Below are 20006 nucleotides of genomic sequence, written 5' to 3' on the forward strand. Positions count from 1 at the left end.
GATAAATTGGCAACTATAAGAGAGACACTGGAAGAAATATCAAGGTTAGATGGTGTGCAAGTTTCGGTTTTGGTTAGTGACGATGGTTTGGTTATAGAAAGTGTAGGTAGAGATGGTTCAAATGCGGAACCACTTGCAGCTGTTGCCTCAGGAAGTTTAAGGGCATCAGAAATGATAGGGACAGAACTTGCAAAGGGTAGTACAAGAGAGATGGTCATTATATTTGAGGATGGTGCAGTATTTATTGTTCTTGTAGAAGGAAAACCTGCCATTCTTGTTGTAGTATCAAATAGAGGTGCAAATTTAGGAAAAATTAGGATAGGGATTAAAAAAGGAGTCTTTCAATTGGCAAGAATCATATAATTTTAATTATTTTGAATTAGGAGGGAACTATCTTGAGAAAAAAGATTATTGCGGCTAACTGGAAGATGTACAAAACTTGTACAGAGACAGAAAGTTTTATTGCTGAATTTAAAAATTTAGCAGGAAATTATGAGGAAAAGGAAGTAGTCATTTGTCCACCTTTTACTTCACTATTTGTTGTTCAAAACTTACTTAAGGATACACCATTTAAACTTGGTGCCCAAAATATGTTTTGGGAAAAAGAAGGTGCATATACAGGAGAAATATCTCCGGTAATGTTGAAGGATTTAAATTGTGAGTATGTTATAATAGGTCATTCTGAAAGAAGGCAATATTTTTGTGAAACCAATGAAAATATAAATAAGAAAATAAAAACTGCTTTTAATTGGGGACTTACACCCATATTTTGTGTTGGTGAAAAATGGGAAGAGAGAGAGAAAGGTAAAACTGAAGACATAATAAGAGAACAAGTAACTAAAGGATTAGAAGGACTTCCAATGGAAAATGTTGAAAAGATAGTTATTGCTTACGAACCAGTATGGGCAATTGGTACTGGGCATTCTGCAAAAGGAGAAGATGCAAATGAAGTTGCAAAATTGATAAGGGATATTATATCAACCCTATATAATAGTGATATTGCTAATAAAGTTAGAATACAATATGGGGGAAGTGTGAATCCTCAAAATATAGTAGAATTTTTAAGCCAGTCTGAAATTGATGGAGCCCTCGTTGGAGGAGCAAGCCTAAAACCTCAATCTTTTTGGGAAATTGTAAAATCATAAGAGAGGTGTAATAATAATGCAAGTATTATTATATATAATTCATTTTTTAGTATCTTTGGGAATGATAGTGGTAATCCTTTTCCAATCAGAAGTTGGAGAGGGACTTGGCTTTATAGGGGGAGGAGAAACTACTTTTTATAAGGCCAAGCGTAAGATGGAGAAAGGATTAAAACAAGCAACTGTAGTTTTAGCAGTATTGTTTATGGTAACATCTGTTCTTATTTTTGTTCTCCATTAAATAAATACATGGAAGGTACTTTAAAATGAGGAAAATTTTTGGGTTCTTTTTGTTAGTTTTTTTAATTTTTTCCATGATGGGTTTATCTGTAGCTCAAACTCCACAATCAGGTCTTTCTGGAGTAAGATGTAGGGTAGTGTGGATGGATAAGAAATAAGTAGAATTTAAAGAGGAAAAGGGCTCTGCTCCTCTTCCTCTTTTTTCAAGAAAGGAGGAAAGAAGTGCTAAGATACATAATAAGAAGACTTCTACAAGCTATACCAGTTTTTATAGGAGTTACACTTATTACTTTTATTTTATTTTTTATTGCACCTAGCGATCCAGCACGATTAATTGCAGGGCAAAGAGCTGATACTGAGACATTAGCCAGAATACATTCTACATGGGGGCTTGATAAGCCTCTTCCTATTCAATATTTACTTTTTTTGGGAAGGATTGTAAGGTTTGATTTTGGTCGATCATTTAAAACAAATATTCCTGTTATAGTATCTATTGGAGAAAGATTACAAGCAACTGCAATTCTTGGTCTTTTTGCCTTTCTTATAGCAATTTTAATAGGCGTTACTGCTGGTATTATTTCTGCTGTAAAACAATATTCTATTTTTGATTATTCTGCAATGGTTATTGCTCTCTTGGGAGTTTCTGCTCCAGTTTATTGTGTAGGAATAATCCTTCTATTAATATTTGGTTTTAACTTAGGATGGTTACCTTTAGGAGGGTATGTAACAGAATATGGATTTAAGGCTGTTATTCTTCCTGCAATAACTCTTGGAACAAGACCTGCGACTTACTTTGCTCGCCTTTCTAGAGCTTCCATGTTAGAAGTAATTAGACAGGAATATATATTAACTGCAAGAGCAAAGGGGGTTTCTGAAAGAAAGATAATTTTTAAACATGCATTAAGAAGTGCTCTTATTCCTGTTGTTACGTATGCAGGAATGGTGATTGGTGATCTCCTTACAGGAGCAGTTTTAAAAGAGACAATTTTTGCTTGGCCCGGAATAGGAAGATTAGTTGTACAAACCATATTTGATAGGGATTTACCAGTCTTGCAAGGTGGGGTTATTGTCATGGCTTTTATATACATTCTTGCTAACCTTGTAGTTGATCTTTCCTATGCACTTATAGATCCAAGAATTAGATATGATTAATGATATTTATTGGGGGTAAAAAGTATTATGACAATGGAAAGAGAAAATTTGTTGCAAAGCAGAAAGCCAAGAAGCTTATGGAGAATTACTTGGAAAAGGCTTGCAAAGAATAAATTAGTTCTCTTAGGGCTTGGAATAGTTATTTTTTTTGAAATTGTAGCTGTTTTGGCTCCTTATATTACTCCATATCCGTGGAATGAAGTGGATTTATCAAGAGCTCTTCAACCTCCAAGCTGGAAACATCTCTTAGGGACAGACGAATTTGGAAGAGATATATTCAGCCGAATTATATATGGTAAACGTGTATCATTACAATTTGCATTTTTTGCCCAGTTGATATCCATATCCATAGGCACAGTATTAGGACTTATTGCAGGCTTTTATGGGGGTTGGGTTGATGATCTTATAATGAGAATAGTAGAAATTCTCTTTGCTTTTCCATTTTTATTATTTGTTATTGCAGTAGTATCAACCTTAGGACCTGGAATACAAAATCTTTATTTAGCAGTAGCATTAATTGGTTGGGCTGGTGTTTCCCGTATAATTAGGGGGCAAGTTTTAAGTTTAAGAGAGAGGTTTTGTAGCCGGTGCTATAGCTATTGGCGCTTCTACTTGGAGAATATTGTTTAGACACATATTGCCTAATGCCCTTTCTCCATTTATAATAGAAGCTACCTTAGGAATGGGTGGAATGATTATGTTAGAGGCTGGTTTGTCTTTTTTGGGTCTTGGTATACAAGCTCCAACTCTGAGCTGGGGTTCTATGGTACAAGCGGGGCTCGCATATCTAAGGAGTTGTTGGTGGTATCCTATAGCTCCCGGTGTTGTTATAATGATAGTAGCTTTTGGATTTAATCTATTAGGGGATGGTTTGAGAGATGCGTTGGATCCAAGACTTTATATCTAAAAAAGAAAAAAATAAGCAAAAATATTATACAGAAATAGGGTGGATCGAAATTTCACCAAATGCAATAGCTTCTATTGCAAGTATGGCAACTATACAAAGTTATGGTGTAGTAGGTATGGCTGCAAGAAATATAGCAGATGGAATTTCTGAATTATTAAAATTGGAAGAGGTTAATAGGGGTGTTGATGTTGAGATTGATGAGAATGGAATAAAAATAAATCTTTATATTATTGTAGCGTATGGTGTTAAGATTCCTGAGGTTGCCCATAATATTATGGAAAGAGTTAAATGGAATCTTGAAAAGGTAACTGGTTTATCAGTTAAAGAAATAAATGTTAATGTGTGGGGAATAAGACTTCAAGAAGAAAAGGAGTCATTTCCTTGGGAAGAGATATGATGAGATTAGAAAAGATTGATTCAAATCTTTTGATAAAGCTTTTTGAATACGCAACTTACGAATTAAAGAAACATAGAGAAGAGATAGACTTACTTAATGTTTTCCCAGTGCCCGATGGTGATACAGGTACCAATATGTTATATACACTTCAATCTACATTAGATGAAATTAGAAAAGTTAAAAATAAAACTATAAAGACAATAGCAGAAGCTGCAATAAAAGGTTCATTAATGGGAGCTCGTGGAAATTCTGGGGTTATTCTTTCACAAATAATAAGAGGCTTCTGTGAGGTAATAAGAGAAAATGAGTATATTGATACAAAAGTATGGATTAAAAGTTGGCAAAATGCTACAAGAGTTGCATATAGAGCAGTAATAAAACCAACAGAAGGAACCATATTGACAGTATTAAGAGAAGGAGTAAAAGAAGGTGTAATTGCCTCAAGGGAAACGAATGACATTACATTAATTATGGAAAGAATGTTAAATAAAGCTAAAGAATCTTTAGCAAACACTCCTAATCTTCTTCCTATTTTGAAGGAAGCAAAAGTTGTAGATGCCGGAGGACAGGGACTTGTATGGATATGGACAGGATTCTATGAGGTTCTTAAAGGGATAGAATTTTTCATTGAAGAACCAATAAAGGAGAAAGAGGAAAAGATAGAAGTAAAGGAAAGACCTGAAGTAGAGGTTCTTGAAAGTTATGTAATTACTTATCAATATTGTACAGAATTTATAATAAATTCTTCTGAAAACACAGATTTCAGTAGTTTCAAGAAATGGTTAGAGAGTCAAGGTGATAGTATTGTTACTTCTGAGGCTCCTGGACTTTTGAAAGTTCATATTCATACTAATCATCCTGGTCTTGTTTTAGAAAAAGCCTTGGAATTAGGTTCGCTTTCAAGAATAAAGATCGACAATATGGCAGAACAACATGAAGAAAGATTAAAAGAAGAGATAAATAGAGATAGTATAACTCCATTAAAAGAGATAGGATTTGTTGCAGTTTCTTGGGGCGAAGGGATTAATGAAATATTTAAAGGATTAGGAGTAGATATCATTGTAAATGGAGGTCAGACTTTAAATCCCAGCGTAGAATTGCTTTCAGATGCAGTAGAAAAGGTAAGAGCAAAAAAAGTATTTGTTTTACCAAATAATAAAAATGTTATATTGGCAGCAAAACAGCTGGAAAATATACATAAAGAAAGGGTTGTAATTATACCTACAAAACATGTTTTAGAAGGAATAAGAGCTCTTTATGAATATAACCCAAGAGATACATGGGAAATCCTAAAAGAGAAGATGGAAAAAAGTATTGAAAGAATTAAAGTTGGAGAAATAACCAGAGCTGTAAAGGATTCTTCTTATAATGGATTGAAAATTGATGAGGGAGATATTATCGGATTGACAAATGATGAGGTAAAAGTTGCTGGTAAAAATATAGAGACTGTATGTTTAGATCTTCTTTCGCTTCTTGTTGATGGAGACTCAGAGGTTATATCTGTTTTTTATGGAAAGGATATATCTCAGGAAGAGGCAGAGAAATTAGTTAATAAATTAAATAACCAATATCCTTCATTATCAATTGAACTCCTTTATGGTGGTCAACCTTATTATTTTTATTATCTAGGTGTTGAATAGTTGGTAATGCAAGAAAAAGTGAAAATTATTAAAGGACTAAAATCGGTCCTTGAAAAGGAAATCTATTCAGGATATTCAAATAAAGCTATTAAATATGGTTTAGAGAAGACTGTAAGTGTAGCTATTAATCAATTTCCTATCTGGAATGGTTTCTGGACTCAAAAGGTATTAGATTTAGTGAAAGATTATGGTAAAAAAACTTTGGATGAGAGAAAGATAGTGGTGGATAAAGTATATGAAATAATTGATAAAGCTATAGTATTCTACTCATCTGAAGATTTTTGGAATAAATCGATACAATATATAAAAGGTATTGGTCCCAAAAAAGCAAAATTGTTTGAGAAACTTGAAATTAAAACTCTTTATGATCTTATAACTTATTATCCCAGAGACTATGATGATAGATCTAAGTTAAAAAAGATTTCAGAATTAAAACAGAACGATAAAGTTACTGTTAAAGTTAAAATAATCGAGTATGAGGAAGGAAGAACACTATATAAGAAAATTCCTATTGTAAAGGCAAGGGTGGTAGATAATTCAGGAGTAGCTTTTGCAGTCTGGTATAATCAAAAATATATTAAACAGGTTTTACCTCCTGGGACTCAAGTTCTTTTATCTGGAATACCAGAAAGGGTTTTGGGATATTGGGAATTTGAAAATCCGGAATATGAGATATTGGAAGAAGAAGAAGAAGAAAAAGAATTGATTCATGTGGGAAGAATTGTTCCCATATATTCATTAACTGCTGGACTTTCTCAAAAGGTAATTAGAAAAATAATTTATGATGCTTTAACAGAATATACAATGTTTATAGAAGATCCTATACCTCAAAGTTTAAAGCAGAAATATAATCTTTTAGATAAGCCAGTAAGTGTTTGGGAAAAACATTTTCCAACCTCCTTTCTTACCTTGGGAAGTGCTACAAAAAGGCTTCTTTTTGAAGAACTTTTCTTTATGCAGTTATTATTAATTAGGAAAAAACAGGAGATAGAACAACTTAAGGCTCCTATCTTTAAAACAGACAACCCTTTAGTTGAGGAATTTATCTCTAAATTACCCTTTGAACTTACAAATGCACAAAAAAGAGTTTGGGGGGAGATTAAAAATGATCTTTCATCTGGTAAACCAATGCATAGATTATTACAAGGAGATGTGGGTTCTGGAAAAACTATTATAGCAGTCCTTTCTATAATATGTGCCTATGAAAACGGATATCAGTCTGCTTTTATGGTTCCTACAGAAATATTGGCAGAGCAACATTACAATAGATTGAAAGAATATCTTGAGCCTTTAGAAATTAGAGTTGGTCTTCTTACAAGTAGTGTATCTAAAAAGGAAAAAAATAGAATTTATACTGATCTTGCTGAAGGTCGATTATTTGTTGTTATAGGTACTCACGCATTAATTGAGGAGGATGTTAAATTTAGTAAATTGGGATTAGTAATTATAGATGAACAACATAGATTTGGAGTAACTCAAAGATCAATACTTTGGAAAAAAGGGGAAAATCCTCATCTTTTAGTTATGACCGCAACTCCTATTCCAAGAACTTTAGCTATCGTTTTATACGGAGAGCTTGATGTTTCAGTAATTGATGAATTACCTCCAGGTAGGAAACATGTAATAACATATCTTGTTTCTAAGAGGAATAGAAAAAAGATCTATGATTTTGTAGCTAAGGAAATAATGCAGGGTAAACAAGCATTTGTTGTATGTCCTTTGATAAAGGAATCGGAAAAGTTAGAGGCAGAATCGGCAAAGAAGTTATTTGAAGAGCTTCAAAAGTATTATCCTCATATTCCTATGGGACTTATCCATGGTTTAGTTCCTAGCGATGAAAGAAATATGATAATGGAAAAATTCGGAAAAGGAGAAATAAAAATGTTGGTAGCAACAACAGTGATAGAGGTAGGAGTAGATATACCAAATGCTTCTATAATGGTTATTGAAGATGCTCATAGATTTGGTCTTGCCCAACTTCACCAATTGCGAGGTAGGGTTGGTAGAGGATCAGAGCAGTCTTATTGTTTTTTAATAGCTAATACTAATACTGAAGAGGCCAAAAGAAGATTAAAAGTAATGGTAGAGACAAATGATGGATTTAAGATAGCAAGCGAAGATCTTAATATTAGGGGTCCTGGTGAATTTTTTGGAGTAAGACAACATGGAGCACCTTCAATGAAAGTTTTAAATGTGAATTTATCAGATTTATCTCAAAATATGAGACTTTTGGAAATAGCAAGAGAAGAGGCTATTTCTGTTTTAAAAAACGAAATCGAAATGAAAGATAATGAAAGACTAATTCTTGAAAGACATCTTTCAGTGAATAATCCTTATAAGGAGAAGGGAATTGTCCTCTGAAGTAAGAATTTCCGGTGGATATTTGAAGGGTCAGACCATGAAGACTCTTAAAAAGGGGAATTATAGAATTACAATGGAACAAGTGCGAAGTTCTATTTTTAATATTTTAGATGAAAAAATAAAAGATTGTAACTTTTTAGATTTATTCGCTGGATCGGGAATTGTGGGAATAGAAGCCTTAAGTTATGGTGCAAAAAAAGTAGTTTTTGTTGAAAAACATCTGCCTGCTGTAAGATTAATAAGAGAAAATTTAAAGAAATTTGGATTAGAGAATAGGACAGAAGTTCATCTCGATGATGTTTTTACATTTCTTAGAAAAAATCCTCATGAAACTTTTGATATTATTTTTGCAGATCCTCCTTACGAATTAGGAGAAAAGATAAAGGATGTGGTAAAATACATAGTAGAAAATAGATGGCTTAAAGAAGATGGCATATTGATAATAGAACATCATAAAAAAACAGAGATTTTAAAAGAATATAATAGTTTGTTATTAATTTTTAATAAAAATTATGGAGAAACAGTATTATCTTTTTACGGTTTTAAAGGAGTAAATACATGATTAGAGCTGTATATCCAGGAAGTTTTGATCCTGTTACCAATGGTCATATAGATATAATACAGAGAGGGGCTAAGATATATGATGAGGTGATTGTTTTAGTAGCTGAAAATATATCTAAGATACCTCTTTTTACTTTAGAAGAAAGATTAAGTATGCTGAGAGAAAGTCTACAGCATATCCCTAATGTTAAAGTAGACTCCTTCAAAGGTTTATTAGTGGATTATATTAAAAAAATAGATGTGAGAATAATAATAAGAGGGTTGAGAGCTGTTTCAGATTTTGAATATGAATTTCAACAAGCATTAACCAACAAAAAACTTTATCCTGAATCTGAGACAGTTTTTTTAATTAGTGATATTAAATATACTTTTTTAAGTTCAAGTATGGTAAAGGAAATAGCCAAATTTGGTGGGTGTGTGGAAGATTTAGTTCCAGAATGTGTAGCTAAAAAACTTTATGAAAAATTTAATGTAAAAAGATAAGTATGGATATTGATAAATTATTAGAAAACTTAGAAAAACTTAAAAGTATTTTAGAAAATTCACCTACTGTTCCTGTATGGGATAAAATTATTCTTGATAAAGAGAAACTTTTAGAACTTATTAATGATCTTGAGAAAAGTATACCTGTCGAATTTTTAGAAGCTAAAAAAATAGTAGAAGAAAGGGATAAAATACTTAAAAGAGCTTATGAAGATGCAGAAGATATTATAAGAAACGCAAAGGAAAAGGCTAAGCTTCTTGTCAGTAGCAATAATATTACTATAGAAGCTCAAAAAGAAGCTGAGAAAATTATAAATAATGCTAAGAAAGAGGCAACTGAAATTAAAAAGGAGATGGAAGATTATATTGATAACCTTTTGAATAAGGTTGAAAATTTACTGGAAAGAGAAATAGAGTTAATAAGAAAGTGCAAATTAGAACTATAATTATAATCCTCTTATTTATAGTTTTTACTTTAGAAATAATTTCCCAATTTTATGTTTACTTTTATGATGGTTTTTGTGTAAATATAAAAGAGATTTTAGAAAATCTGCCTCAACATTTTCCTGATAATTTTTATGTGATACTTTTAAAAGAAAAAAAACCTCATTTTTATAATTTTATTTTTCTCTTTTTAAAGGGTCATTTGTATTTGAAGGACAATCTAACCAATGTGAAAATGGAAAGCTTTCATGGATATAAAATAAGAAAAAACATATACATATATGGAAAATCTTCTGATATTATTTTAAATCTTGCTTTCTGGAGTTTTGAGAAAAAATTGAATTTTCCTAAAAATCTAAAGATTTCAGGGACAGGAGAGATTTCTTATAATGGAGAGATCAATCCTATACTTGGGTTAGATTTAAAATTAAGTGTAGCTAAAAGAAATGGAATTAACGTTATGTTTTTACCTTTTTCTCAAAGAAAAGATAGAGATTATAATGGAATTGTGTATGTATATTCTAAGGATTTTGATGATGCAAAAAGAAATTTATTAATGTTTGTATTACCTAAGGTTGGCATAACTGAATAATTTATGTTAAAATATATTCAACCTATAGTGATGGGTTTCCATTACTATAGGCGATTTTTTGAAATAAAAAAGGAGGTAAAAATGGCTCTAACAAAAGAAGAAAAAAGAAAAATTATTGAAAAATTTAGATTGAATGAGAATGATTCTGGTTCACCAGAGGTACAAATTGCTTTGCTTACTGAAAGGATAAAGAGGCTTACTGAACATTTGAAGGTTCATAAGAAGGATTACCATTCTCGTGTTGGTCTTTTAAAGATGATAGGAAGAAGAAGAAAATTATTAAAATATCTTCAAGAGAAAGATTTTGAAAGATATAAGAAACTAATACAAGAATTAGGGTTAAGAAAGTAAGGTTATGCGGCAAGTTTATACATTTACTAAAGAATATGCAGGAAAACCTTTAAAAATAGAAGTTGGAAAGGTTGCTTGGCAGGCAACAGGGGCAGTTCTTGTACAATATGGGGAAACCACTGTTTTAGTTACTGTTGTAGCTTCAGAAGAAAGCAAAGAAGATGTTGATTTCTTCCCATTAACAGTGGAGTATGTAGAAAGATTATATGCTGCAGGCAAAATTCCAGGAGGTTTTTTCAAGAGGGAAGGTAAGCCTACAGAGCCAGAAATTCTTTTTGCTCGTTTGATAGATCGTCCTTTAAGACCCTTATTTGCTAAAGATTTTAGAAATGAAGTACAAGTTATAGTAACTGTACTTTCTTATGATAACGAAAATTCTACAGATATACCATCAATCATTGGTGCATCTTCTGCAATAATGCTCTCAGGACTTCCATTTAAGGGTCCAGTAGGAGCAGTTAGAATTGGTTGGGATAGTGATAATTGGTATATAAATCCATCTGTTTCTTTATCAAAGAATTTGCTTTTAGATTTAGTTGTGGCTGGCACTAAAGATGCTGTTCTTATGATAGAAGGAGATGGCAAGGAAGTATCTGAAGAGATTTTCTTAGAAGCTATAGTTAAAGCTCATGAAGCATTACAAGATTCTATAAGCTTTCAAGAAGAAATTATCTCTACAGTAAATCCTAATCCCTTTTCTTATAATCCATTTGTAATCGATGAAAGACTAAAGCAAGCGGTTCTTGATTTCGTAACCTTAGATAAAATCAAAGAGGCAATATTTACACCTAGTAAATCGGAAAGACAGAAATCCTTAGAGGACTTAAAGAAAAAAGCTCTTGATTACTTGAAACCTATCTATGGAGAAGTAAAAGCACAAATAGATGAAATTATAAATGAAGAAGCAAAGGCAATATTAAAGAAAGTTATATTGGAGGAAAAGAGAAGAGTTGATGGAAGAGAACTTGATGAGTTAAGACCAATAAGTTGTGAGGTAGGAGTACTTAGTAGAGTCCATGGATCAGCTTTGTTCCAGAGAGGGGAAACGCAAGTTCTTTCTGTAGTAACCTTAGGTGCAGGAGAAGAACAGATAATTGAAAGTGTAATAGAGAATGAGCCTAAAAGGTATATTCATCATTATAATTTTCCACCCTTCTCAGTAGGAGAAGCAAAACCTTTAAGAGGGCCAAAGAGAAGAGAAATTGGTCATGGTGCTCTTGCTGAGAGAGCTTTACTCCCACTTATACCCAAGGAGGAAGAATTTCCATATACTATTAGGGTTGTATCAGAAGTATTAAGTTCTAATGGTTCAACTTCTATGGCTAGTGTTTGTGGTAGTAGTTTATCTTTAATGGATGCTGGAGTTTCTATAAAAACACATGTAGCTGGTGTGGCTATGGGATTAATAAAAGATGGTGATAGGTATGAAATATTGACTGACATTCAAGGTCTTGAGGATGCTTTAGGTGGTATGGATTTCAAAATAGCTGGTACACGTAATGGGATAACAGCAGTACAACTTGATATAAAGGTAGATGGTCTTACTTTTGATATTATCGAGAAAACCTTAAGGCAAGCTAAAGAAGCAAGAACCAAAGTTATTGAAATAATGGAAAAAACTATTCCTGAACCAAGATCTCAAATATCACCTTATGCTCCTCGTATCATGGTATTAGAGATCAATCCTAATAAAATTGGAGATCTTATTGGGCCGAGTGGTAAGAATATAAAAAAGATTATAGAAGAGACAAATACTACTATAAATATAAAACCTGAAGGATTAGTTTACATTTCTGCTCCCAATCAGGAATCGGCTGAAAAAGCAGCTGAAATGGTACAAAATTATACTAGAGAGATAAAAGAGGGAGATGTATTCTTAGGTAAAGTTGTAAGAGTTACAGATTATGGAGTATTTGTAGAAATATTACCTGGAAAAATAGGACTTCTTCATATATCAAAGTTTAAAACTACAAAAAGCGGAAAAAGTGAAGTAAGAGAAGAGATTAACTTAGGAGATGAGATATTGATTAAGGTTGATTCTATTGATCCAATGGGTAGAATCAGTCTGAGCAGAAAAGATCTATAACTCATGTTAAAAGGATGCTAGTTACTGAAATAGAGATTGAAAATGGTCTAAAGATAATTCACGATTTTAATCCAGGCAGAAAAACCATAAATGTTGTAGTAGCAGTAAAGGTAGGAACCCGTGATGAAGATAGAAAAGAGCATGGCTTAGCTCATTTCGTAGAACATTTACTCTTCAAAAACAATTCTGCCCGGAGAATTGATGATATTCACGAAGAAATAGATCGTTTAGGCGGAGAGTTAGATGCCTTCACCACAAGGGAAACTACCTATTTCACGTTAAAGATTTTAGGATATCATTTTACAAGAGGAGTTAAACTTCTCAGTGATATTATATTAAAACCTGACTTTACTGAGGAAGAAATAGAGTTAGAAAAAATGGTAGTTAAAGAAGAGATAAAAATGTATAAAGATTCACCTGAAGAATTAGTCTTTGATAATTTTCTTAAGGCATCTTGGGATGGTCATCCACTGGTAAAAGAAATTCTTGGGACTGAAAAAAAAGTGTCAAGTTATAATAAAGATCTTATTGTTTCTTTTTATAAAAAACATTATGTACCAAATAAGTTCATTATTGGTGTAGGTGGTAATATCCCTACAAAGAAAGTTGAAGAAACTTTCAAAAACTTTTTTATTTTTAATGAGTCAAATATCAACAATGTAAATAAAAAAATCTCTTCTAAATCGCCCGTTTTTAAACCTAAAAATATTTTTCTAAGGAGAAATTTTGAGCAAATTCAATTGATATGGGGAACTGAAGGATACCCACCTGGTCATGAAAGAAGAGAAGCTTTGTCTCTCCTTTCTGTATCATTAGGGGGTGGAATGAGTTCAAGATTATTTAAAGAATTAAGAGATAAGCGCGGTTTAGTTTATAATATTGAGACCCAACTTATTACCTTTAGAGATGTATCTCTTTTTGGTATTTATACAGCTACTTCTCCTAATTCATTTTTAGAAACCTTTAAAACTCTATCAGAAGAAAAGGAAAAACTTTTAAAATATGGAATAAAGAGAGAGGAATTAGATCTTGCAAAGAAACAAACCATAAATAATATACTTATGGCTATCGAAAGTCCAACGCAGAGGCTTTTTTATTTAATAGACTCTTATCTAATATATGGAAGAATTTTTCCTTGGATTGAAAAGATTAAAAAGATAAGAAAGGTGAAAATAGATGATGTTAATGATACTATAATAGATATCTTTAACAAGCCTTTTTCTTTAGCAGTAATAGGTACTTTAGATCCTCAAATCAAAAATTTTTTAAAGGGGAGAGAGTAATATGATTAAAGTGGTTCTATTTGGTGCTTGTGGTAAGATGGGAAAAGTTATTGGAAAGGCAATAGTTGATGCAGATGATATGTTACTTGTAGGTGCAATAGATCCTAAATTTACAGGGGAAAATTATGGAAAAATTATAGGTACTGATAAGATTTTTTTAGATGTGGTGGGATCAATTGATGAAGTAAAGGATGATTTTGATGTAGGAGTAGATTTCACAACAGCAGAAGCAGCTTATGAAAACATAAAGAAGGTTTTATTAAAAGGTAAAAGAATGGTTGTAGGAACAACAGGACTTCCTAAAGAAAGTATAGAAGAGATAAAGAATTTAGCTATAGAAAATAAGACTTCGATATTGATTGCACCTAATTTTGCTCTCGGTGCAGTTCTTATGATGCAGATTGCAAAACAAATAGTAAAATATTTTCCTGATGTAGAAATAATAGAATTGCATCATAATGAGAAGATAGATGCTCCTTCAGGAACAGCATTATTAACTGCCGAACTTCTTTCTCAAGAGATGAAAAAATATAATCTAACCCATAAAGATGCCACAAAAATTGAAAAAATTCCTGGATCAAGAGGAGGAAAAGTAGAAAGTATAAATATTCATAGTGTTAGACTTCCTGGACTTGTAGCTCATCAGGAAATTATATTTGGAGGTATAGGTCAAACTCTTTCTATCAGGCATGATGCTTTGAGTAGGGAGTGTTATATTCCTGGAGTCCTTATGGCTTTAAGAGAGGTTGTAAAAAGAGATGGTTTCTTTTATGGATTAGAAAGCTTTTTAGAATAGAGGGGAGGTAAAACTTATGATTCATTTTGGTTCATTAATTACTGCTATAATAACACCTTTCAGCAACGATGATGAAATAAACTGGAAAGAAGTAGATAGAATAGTAGATAAGCTTTTAGAGGATGGCAGTGATAGTATTCTTGTATCTGGTACTACGGGCGAAGCACCAACTTTGTCTAAGAAGGAAAAATTAGAACTTTTTGTAAGAATAAAAGAAAGAGTAGGAAACAAAGCTAAAGTAATTGCAGGAACAACTACTTATTGTACAAAAGAATCGATAGAGCTGACAAAGGAAGCAGAAAAAATTGGGGTAGATGGTATTTTAGCTACTGCACCATATTATAATAGGCCACCTCAAGATGGATTGTACTTACATTTTGCAAAAATAGCATCTGAAACCTCATTACCAATCATTGTTTATAATATCCCATCAAGAACAGCAGTTAATGTTCTTCCTGAAACACTAAAAAGATTAGCCAATGATTACTCTAATATTGTGGGTGTTAAAGAAGCAAGCGGTGATATGAATCAGATTTCTACCATAAGAAGAATTCTTCCACGCCCCTTCTTACTATATAGTGGAGATGACTCTATGACTTTACCTCTTTTAAGTGTGGGGGGAGATGGAGTGATAAGTGTAGCATCCCATATTGTAGGAAAAGAAATAAAAGAAATGATAAATAGCTATTTTAAAGGTGATATAAACAAAGCATCTGAATTACATTTAAGACTTTTGCCTATATTTAGGATACTTTTTGTAACCACCAATCCTATACCATTGAAAGAGGCATTAAATTTATTAGGGTATAATGTGGGTAAATGTAGACTTCCACTAAGCCCTATAGATGCAAAAAGTAGAGCTGAGCTTATAAAAGTATTGAAGGAGTATGGATTTGAAGTAAATGAAGGATAAGTTGAAGATTATACCTCTTGGAGGATTTGGAGAAATTGGGAAAAATATGTTGGCTATCCAATACCAGGATAGCATTTTGGTTGTAGATGCAGGTTTAATGTTTCCTGATGGTGATATGTTAGGAATTGATTTCATAATACCAGATATCTCATATTTAGTTTCTAATAAAGAGAAAGTTAAAACTATTTTTGTAACTCATGGGCATGAAGATCACGTAGGAGCTTTACCATATATTTTAAAAGATATAAATGTGCCTATTTACGGAACTTCTTTGACCTTAGGACTTATAGAGAGAAAGTTGGAAGAATTTGGGTATAAAGCAACCCTGAAGAAGGTTGTACCTGGAGAATCTGTAGAAATATCACCCTTTATAATTGAAACTTTCAGGCAAACCCATAGTATACCAGATACTGTTGGACTTGCTATTAATACACCAGTAGGATTAATAGTTATAAGTGGAGATTTTAAATTTGATCAGAATCCCATAGATGGTATAATCCCTGATTTTAAAAAGATGGCTGAGCTTGCTGGAAGAGGTGTTCTTGCCCTTTTTTGTGATACTACGAATATCGAACAGCCAGGTACAACTCCCTCTGAGAGTCTTGTTAAAAGCACTTTTGAAAATATATTTGCATCTACGAAAAGTAGGATTTTTCTTGTTACTTTTGCTTCTAACTTTCATAGAATACAACAAGCTATAAATATGGCTAATAAATTTGGTAGAAAAGTGGCTATTGCTGGTAAAAGCCTAATAAACAATATAGAAGTAGGGAAGAAATTAGGATACTTAGATATACCGGATAATCTTATTATGAATATTAGAGAGGTAAATAATCTTCCTCCTGAAAAGGTATTGGTACTTTCCACTGGAAGTCAAGGAGAACCTTATTCTGCATTATCACTTCTTACTAATCATTCTTATAAACAACTTTCTTTGCAACCTGGAGATACTGTTATTCTTGCCACAAAACCTATACCAGGAAACGAAATGGTTGTGTATAGATTGGTAGATCAGCTTTTTAGAAAAGGGATTGAGGTAATATATGGAAAAGATGCAGGTGTACATGTATCAGGTCATGCTGCTCAGGAGGAGATAAAGCTTTTAATAAACATTCTAAAACCTAAATATCTTATACCCTATCATGGAGAGTATAGGCATTTAGTATTACTTAAGAAGTTAGGTAAAGATTTAGGTTTTTCTGAAGATAGTATAATTCTGATGGAAGATGGTGATGTTTTAGAATTAGATCAACAAACAGCTAAAATAGTTGATCATATAGAACTTTCTAATGTTTATGTGGATGGGTTAAGTGTGGGAGATGTTGGAAATATTGTTCTTAGAGAAAGAAGAGCATTAGCAGAAGATGGAGTACTAGTAATAGGTGTTTTATTAGATAGTGCTACTGGGTTAATTCTTGAAGGACCTGAGATAATATCTAAGGGTTTCATCTTTATGAAGGAATCTGAAGAATTAATAGAAGAAGCCAAAGAGGTTGTTAGAGAATTATTTAAAAAGAAAATTAAAAATGGTAATATAAGTAAGGAAGTATTAGTGAAGACCTATCTGGAAAATTTTTTTAATGAAGAAATAAGAAGAAAACCTGTAATAATTCCTTTAGTATGGGAAATATAGTTATGGAGAAACATAGGCTTATAGGAATAATTATTTTCTCTATTGTTATATTTATTTTCATGGCTTGGTTATTCCCTGATGCAAGTGGGCGTTTAGGGAAAACTTTAATAGACTTTTTAACTTTGGTTTTTGGTATATACCTAATTCCTTTATTTCTCTATCTAATAAGTATTTCATTTATGCTCATTAAAAAGGACTATCAACCAAATATTTTAAAGGCTTTATCATTTTATTTTTTATCTTTATTGTTTCTAATTTCGATCTTGATACATATTTTTAATCTTCAAAATTATGGTAAATTTATTGGAAGATTATCTTTTAGCATATATCAATATGTAGGAATAGGTGGATACATACTATTAACTTTGTTTTTTACTTTTTTAGGATTTCTCTTTTATCCATCCTTTGAAATTTTTAATAAAAAAAAGACTGTTTCAAAGGAAGAAAAGGTAGTAAAAAGAAAGAAAGAAGGAAAGATTGATAGGATACAAAATAAAGAGCAAGTCAAATTTATAAATACTTCTCAAAAACCTGTTACTAAAGAATTTTCTATCCCTCTAAATATTCTTTCCTATTCTACTCAAAAAAATGATGAGGAAAACTACGAAAAAATTGCTCGTAATTTGGAGGAAACCCTTAAAAGCTTTAAAATAGAAGCTAAGGTTAAAGACTGGAATATTGGACCTTCTGTAGTGAGATATAATATATCTATACCTCCTGGAGTTAGAGTAAATAGAATTTTGAGTCTTTCTAATGATTTAGCTTTAGCTCTTGCAGTACCAAGTGTAAGATTTGAGGCTCCAGTTCCCGGTGAATCAGTTATAGGAATTGAAATTCCAAGAAGCAAGCCAGTTAAAGTATATTTGAGGGAAATCTTAGAGAGTGATGTTTTTAAAAAATCTGTTCATACATTAACTATAGCTCTTGGAAAGGATTTGATTGGAAATATAAAAGTTGGTAACCTTGCAGAAATGCTTCACCTTTTGATTGCTGGTACTACAGGTTCTGGTAAGAGTATGTTTATTAATTCTTTAATTTTAAGTCTCTTATACAAAAATCCCCCTGAAAATTTAAATCTCATTCTTATAGATCCAAAAAGAGTAGAATTGTCAACGTATAATAAATTATTAGGTAAATATATGAGACACAAAGTTGTGATTGAGCCTAAAAAAGCTGTTTATGCGTTAAGATGGGCAGTCTCAGAGATGGAAAGAAGATACGAGTTATTTGAAAAATTGGAAGTAAGAAACATAGATGAATATAAAAATCTTTCTCAAATAGAAGAAAATTTACCCTATATAGTAATTATTATAGATGAATTGAATGATCTTATGATGATAGCTCCAAAGGAAATAGAGGATTTAATATGTAGAATAGCTCAAAAAGCAAGAGCTGCTGGTATGCATTTAGTGGTTGCTACCCAAAGACCCTCTACTGACGTAATAACAGGCCTTATAAAGGCTAACATTCCTTCTCGTATTGCTTTTGCGGTATCATCACAAATAGATTCAAGAATAATATTAGATGATGCAGGTGCTGAAAAACTTATAGGAAGGGGAGACATGCTATTTCATCCAATAACAAGCAGTCATCCTATAAGGCTCCAAGCACCTTATGTGGAAGACAAGGATATTAAAAATGTGGTATCATATATTGCAGAAAATTTTGGAAGTTTAAATTATGATGTTATTACCTTTGAAGAGAAAGAAGAGGCAGAAGGAAAAGAGATTGAGGAATTTGGAGATCCACTTCTTCCAAAAGTGATAGAACTCTTGAAGGGAAAAAAAGTAATTTCTACTTCTTATATTCAAAGAAAATTTAGTATAGGTTATAATAGGGCAGCAAGAATATTGGATATATTAGAAGAAAAGGGTTATGTAGCATCACAAGGAGAGGGGAAACCAAGAAGAGTATTAAGGGGAGGTGATGACATCTCATAAGATCAGGAATTTAGAATTTTAAGGGGTTGTTTGTTTTAGAAAATTTTCTCAATGGAGGAGGTTTAAATTATTATGCGTAAGTTTTTAATTGCTTTTTTAATTCTTTCTCTTATCCTATTTTCTTCTGTAGGATTTTCTGCAAAAACTATCAGAGTTGGCATAGTATATGATGTAGGTGGTAGAGGAGATAAATCTTTTAATGATGCTGCATATAATGGTTTGCAAAGAGCGATCAAGGTACTTAAAGTGGAAGGAAAGGATTTAGAACCTGGTCCTGGAGGGGCAAATAGGGAAGAGCTATTAAGGACCCTTGCTGAACAAAACTATGACTTAGTTATTGGGGTAGGTTTTCTTTTCACTGATGCTATTACAGCAGTAGCTAAAGATTTTCCAAAAGTAAAGTTCGCCATTGTAGATGGAGTTATAGAGAGACTTCCTAATGTTTCCTCTTTAGTATTTAACGAGCATGAAGGATCCTTCTTAGTAGGGGTTATCGCAGGTTTAATGACTAAGAGTAACATTATTGGATTTGTAGGTGGAATGGATATTCCCTTAATACACAAGTTTGAAGTTGGGTATAAAGCTGGAGCATTATATGTTAATCCAAAAGTAAAGGTATTGATAAATTATATTGGTGTAACAGGAGATGCATTTAAAGATCCAGTTAAAGGTAAAGAATTAGCCTTAGCTCAATATAAACAAGGAGCTGATATAATTTATCATGCTTCTGGTGCATCTGGAGAGGGAGTATTTGAGGCAGCAAAAGAAACTAAGAAATATGCTATTGGAGTAGATTCTCCTCAATCTTGGATCATGCCAGATAGAATTATTACAAGCATGTTAAAGAGGGTAGATGTAGCAGTATATGAAACTATAAAAGATGTAAAGGAAGGAAAATTTAAACCTGGAATTAGAGTTTTTGGTGCAGCAAATGGTGGCGTTGATTATGAAAAAACAAAGCTTCTTCCATTAGGTGTAATATCAAAAGTTGAACAAGTTAAAAAAGATATAATATCAGGAAAAATCGTAGTTCCATATGATGATAAGACCTTCGAAGAATTTAAAGCAAAATATCTAAAGTAAAA

General features: G+C 32.2%; 22 protein-coding genes. All 22 read left to right on the plus strand.

Going from position 1 to position 20006, the window contains the following annotated elements; genetic code table 11:
* Positions 1 to 6: 6 nt before the first annotated feature.
* Positions 7 to 363, plus strand: coding sequence for a roadblock/LC7 domain-containing protein (locus ACY3JO_RS06210; protein ID WP_463084163.1), 357 nt, complete (start codon positions 7 to 9; stop codon positions 361 to 363).
* Positions 364 to 395: 32 nt separating this feature from the next.
* A complete protein-coding gene (gene tpiA / locus ACY3JO_RS06215; RefSeq protein ID WP_463084164.1) occupies positions 396 to 1145 on the plus strand; it encodes a triose-phosphate isomerase in 750 nt (249 codons plus the stop codon).
* Positions 1146 to 1161: 16 nt separating this feature from the next.
* Positions 1162 to 1383, plus strand: coding sequence for a preprotein translocase subunit SecG (gene secG / locus ACY3JO_RS06220; protein WP_463084165.1), 222 nt, complete (start codon positions 1162 to 1164; stop codon positions 1381 to 1383).
* Positions 1384 to 1408: 25 nt separating this feature from the next.
* Positions 1409 to 1540: a hypothetical protein gene (locus tag ACY3JO_RS06225; protein ID WP_463084166.1), complete on the plus strand. Its 132-nt coding sequence runs from the start codon at positions 1409 to 1411 to the stop codon at positions 1538 to 1540.
* Between the two features lie 64 nt (positions 1541 to 1604).
* Positions 1605 to 2534, plus strand: coding sequence for an ABC transporter permease (locus ACY3JO_RS06230; protein WP_463084167.1), 930 nt, complete (start codon positions 1605 to 1607; stop codon positions 2532 to 2534).
* Positions 2535 to 2561: 27 nt separating this feature from the next.
* Entirely contained in the window at positions 2562 to 3164 is a 603-nt protein-coding gene (locus ACY3JO_RS06235; protein ID WP_463084168.1) for an ABC transporter permease, read from the plus strand.
* A complete protein-coding gene (locus ACY3JO_RS06240) occupies positions 3157 to 3441 on the plus strand; it encodes an ABC transporter permease (protein ID WP_463084169.1) in 285 nt (94 codons plus the stop codon). Before ACY3JO_RS06235 ends, ACY3JO_RS06240 begins: the two co-directional genes overlap by 8 nt.
* Positions 3413 to 3838, plus strand: coding sequence for an Asp23/Gls24 family envelope stress response protein (locus tag ACY3JO_RS06245; RefSeq protein WP_463084170.1), 426 nt, complete (start codon positions 3413 to 3415; stop codon positions 3836 to 3838). The genes ACY3JO_RS06240 and ACY3JO_RS06245 overlap by 29 nt, the downstream gene beginning before the upstream one ends.
* On the plus strand, positions 3835 to 5478 hold the full coding sequence (locus ACY3JO_RS06250) for a DAK2 domain-containing protein (protein WP_463084171.1): 1644 nt from the start codon (positions 3835 to 3837) through the stop codon (positions 5476 to 5478). The genes ACY3JO_RS06245 and ACY3JO_RS06250 overlap by 4 nt, the downstream gene beginning before the upstream one ends.
* A gap of 6 nt (positions 5479 to 5484) precedes the next feature.
* Entirely contained in the window at positions 5485 to 7839 is a 2355-nt protein-coding gene (recG, locus tag ACY3JO_RS06255) for an ATP-dependent DNA helicase RecG (RefSeq protein ID WP_463084172.1), read from the plus strand.
* Positions 7829 to 8401: a 16S rRNA (guanine(966)-N(2))-methyltransferase RsmD gene (gene rsmD, locus ACY3JO_RS06260; protein WP_463084173.1), complete on the plus strand. Its 573-nt coding sequence runs from the start codon at positions 7829 to 7831 to the stop codon at positions 8399 to 8401. The genes recG and rsmD overlap by 11 nt, the downstream gene beginning before the upstream one ends.
* On the plus strand, positions 8398 to 8883 hold the full coding sequence (gene coaD, locus ACY3JO_RS06265) for a pantetheine-phosphate adenylyltransferase (RefSeq protein WP_463084174.1): 486 nt from the start codon (positions 8398 to 8400) through the stop codon (positions 8881 to 8883). The genes rsmD and coaD overlap by 4 nt, the downstream gene beginning before the upstream one ends.
* Positions 8884 to 8885: 2 nt before the next feature.
* On the plus strand, positions 8886 to 9329 hold the full coding sequence (locus ACY3JO_RS06270) for an ATPase (RefSeq protein WP_463084175.1): 444 nt from the start codon (positions 8886 to 8888) through the stop codon (positions 9327 to 9329).
* Entirely contained in the window at positions 9311 to 9919 is a 609-nt protein-coding gene (locus ACY3JO_RS06275; RefSeq protein ID WP_463084176.1) for a S16 family serine protease, read from the plus strand. Before ACY3JO_RS06270 ends, ACY3JO_RS06275 begins: the two co-directional genes overlap by 19 nt.
* Positions 9920 to 10000: 81 nt before the next feature.
* On the plus strand, positions 10001 to 10270 hold the full coding sequence (gene rpsO / locus ACY3JO_RS06280) for a 30S ribosomal protein S15 (RefSeq protein WP_463082082.1): 270 nt from the start codon (positions 10001 to 10003) through the stop codon (positions 10268 to 10270).
* Positions 10271 to 10274: 4 nt separating this feature from the next.
* Positions 10275 to 12356 carry a polyribonucleotide nucleotidyltransferase gene (locus ACY3JO_RS06285; protein WP_463084177.1) on the plus strand — a complete coding sequence of 694 codons (2082 nt, stop codon included), beginning with the start codon at positions 10275 to 10277 and terminating at the stop codon, positions 12354 to 12356.
* Positions 12357 to 12370: 14 nt separating this feature from the next.
* Positions 12371 to 13639, plus strand: a complete 1269-nt coding sequence (locus ACY3JO_RS06290; protein WP_463084178.1) for a M16 family metallopeptidase — start codon at positions 12371 to 12373, stop codon at positions 13637 to 13639.
* 1 nt (position 13640) lies between these two features.
* A complete protein-coding gene (gene dapB, locus ACY3JO_RS06295) occupies positions 13641 to 14435 on the plus strand; it encodes a 4-hydroxy-tetrahydrodipicolinate reductase (RefSeq protein ID WP_463084179.1) in 795 nt (264 codons plus the stop codon).
* A 16-nt stretch (positions 14436 to 14451) separates the two neighbouring features.
* Complete coding sequence (dapA, locus tag ACY3JO_RS06300) at positions 14452 to 15348, plus strand: 4-hydroxy-tetrahydrodipicolinate synthase (protein ID WP_463084180.1); 897 nt, start codon at positions 14452 to 14454, stop codon at positions 15346 to 15348.
* On the plus strand, positions 15338 to 16981 hold the full coding sequence (locus ACY3JO_RS06305; protein WP_463084181.1) for a ribonuclease J: 1644 nt from the start codon (positions 15338 to 15340) through the stop codon (positions 16979 to 16981). The genes dapA and ACY3JO_RS06305 overlap by 11 nt, the downstream gene beginning before the upstream one ends.
* A gap of 2 nt (positions 16982 to 16983) precedes the next feature.
* Entirely contained in the window at positions 16984 to 18921 is a 1938-nt protein-coding gene (locus ACY3JO_RS06310; protein ID WP_463084182.1) for a DNA translocase FtsK, read from the plus strand.
* Positions 18922 to 18993: 72 nt separating this feature from the next.
* Positions 18994 to 20004 (plus strand): BMP family lipoprotein, encoded by a 1011-nt coding sequence (locus ACY3JO_RS06315; protein WP_463084183.1) that lies wholly within the window; start codon positions 18994 to 18996, stop codon positions 20002 to 20004.
* The last annotated feature ends 2 nt before the right edge of the window (positions 20005 to 20006 follow it).

Source organism: Dictyoglomus sp. LHC4 (assembly GCF_055181355.1).

Excerpts from the sequence above, each read along its gene's own strand:
- secG (WP_463084165.1), top strand. The coding sequence starts at position 1,162 with ATGCAAGTATTATTATATATAATTCATTTTTTAGTATCTTTGGGAATG.
- ACY3JO_RS06225 (WP_463084166.1), top strand. The coding sequence starts at position 1,409 with ATGAGGAAAATTTTTGGGTTCTTTTTGTTAGTTTTTTTAATTTTTTCC.
- ACY3JO_RS06235 (WP_463084168.1), top strand. The coding sequence starts at position 2,562 with ATGACAATGGAAAGAGAAAATTTGTTGCAAAGCAGAAAGCCAAGAAGC.
- ACY3JO_RS06245 (WP_463084170.1), top strand. The coding sequence starts at position 3,413 with ATGCGTTGGATCCAAGACTTTATATCTAAAAAAGAAAAAAATAAGCAA.
- ACY3JO_RS06250 (WP_463084171.1), top strand. The coding sequence starts at position 3,835 with ATGATGAGATTAGAAAAGATTGATTCAAATCTTTTGATAAAGCTTTTT.
- recG (WP_463084172.1), top strand. The coding sequence starts at position 5,485 with ATGCAAGAAAAAGTGAAAATTATTAAAGGACTAAAATCGGTCCTTGAA.
- coaD (WP_463084174.1), top strand. The coding sequence starts at position 8,398 with ATGATTAGAGCTGTATATCCAGGAAGTTTTGATCCTGTTACCAATGGT.
- ACY3JO_RS06270 (WP_463084175.1), top strand. The coding sequence starts at position 8,886 with ATGGATATTGATAAATTATTAGAAAACTTAGAAAAACTTAAAAGTATT.
- rpsO (WP_463082082.1), top strand. The coding sequence starts at position 10,001 with ATGGCTCTAACAAAAGAAGAAAAAAGAAAAATTATTGAAAAATTTAGA.
- ACY3JO_RS06285 (WP_463084177.1), top strand. The coding sequence starts at position 10,275 with ATGCGGCAAGTTTATACATTTACTAAAGAATATGCAGGAAAACCTTTA.
- ACY3JO_RS06290 (WP_463084178.1), top strand. The coding sequence starts at position 12,371 with ATGCTAGTTACTGAAATAGAGATTGAAAATGGTCTAAAGATAATTCAC.
- dapB (WP_463084179.1), top strand. The coding sequence starts at position 13,641 with ATGATTAAAGTGGTTCTATTTGGTGCTTGTGGTAAGATGGGAAAAGTT.
- dapA (WP_463084180.1), top strand. The coding sequence starts at position 14,452 with ATGATTCATTTTGGTTCATTAATTACTGCTATAATAACACCTTTCAGC.
- ACY3JO_RS06305 (WP_463084181.1), top strand. The coding sequence starts at position 15,338 with ATGAAGGATAAGTTGAAGATTATACCTCTTGGAGGATTTGGAGAAATT.
- ACY3JO_RS06310 (WP_463084182.1), top strand. The coding sequence starts at position 16,984 with ATGGAGAAACATAGGCTTATAGGAATAATTATTTTCTCTATTGTTATA.
- ACY3JO_RS06315 (WP_463084183.1), top strand. The coding sequence starts at position 18,994 with ATGCGTAAGTTTTTAATTGCTTTTTTAATTCTTTCTCTTATCCTATTT.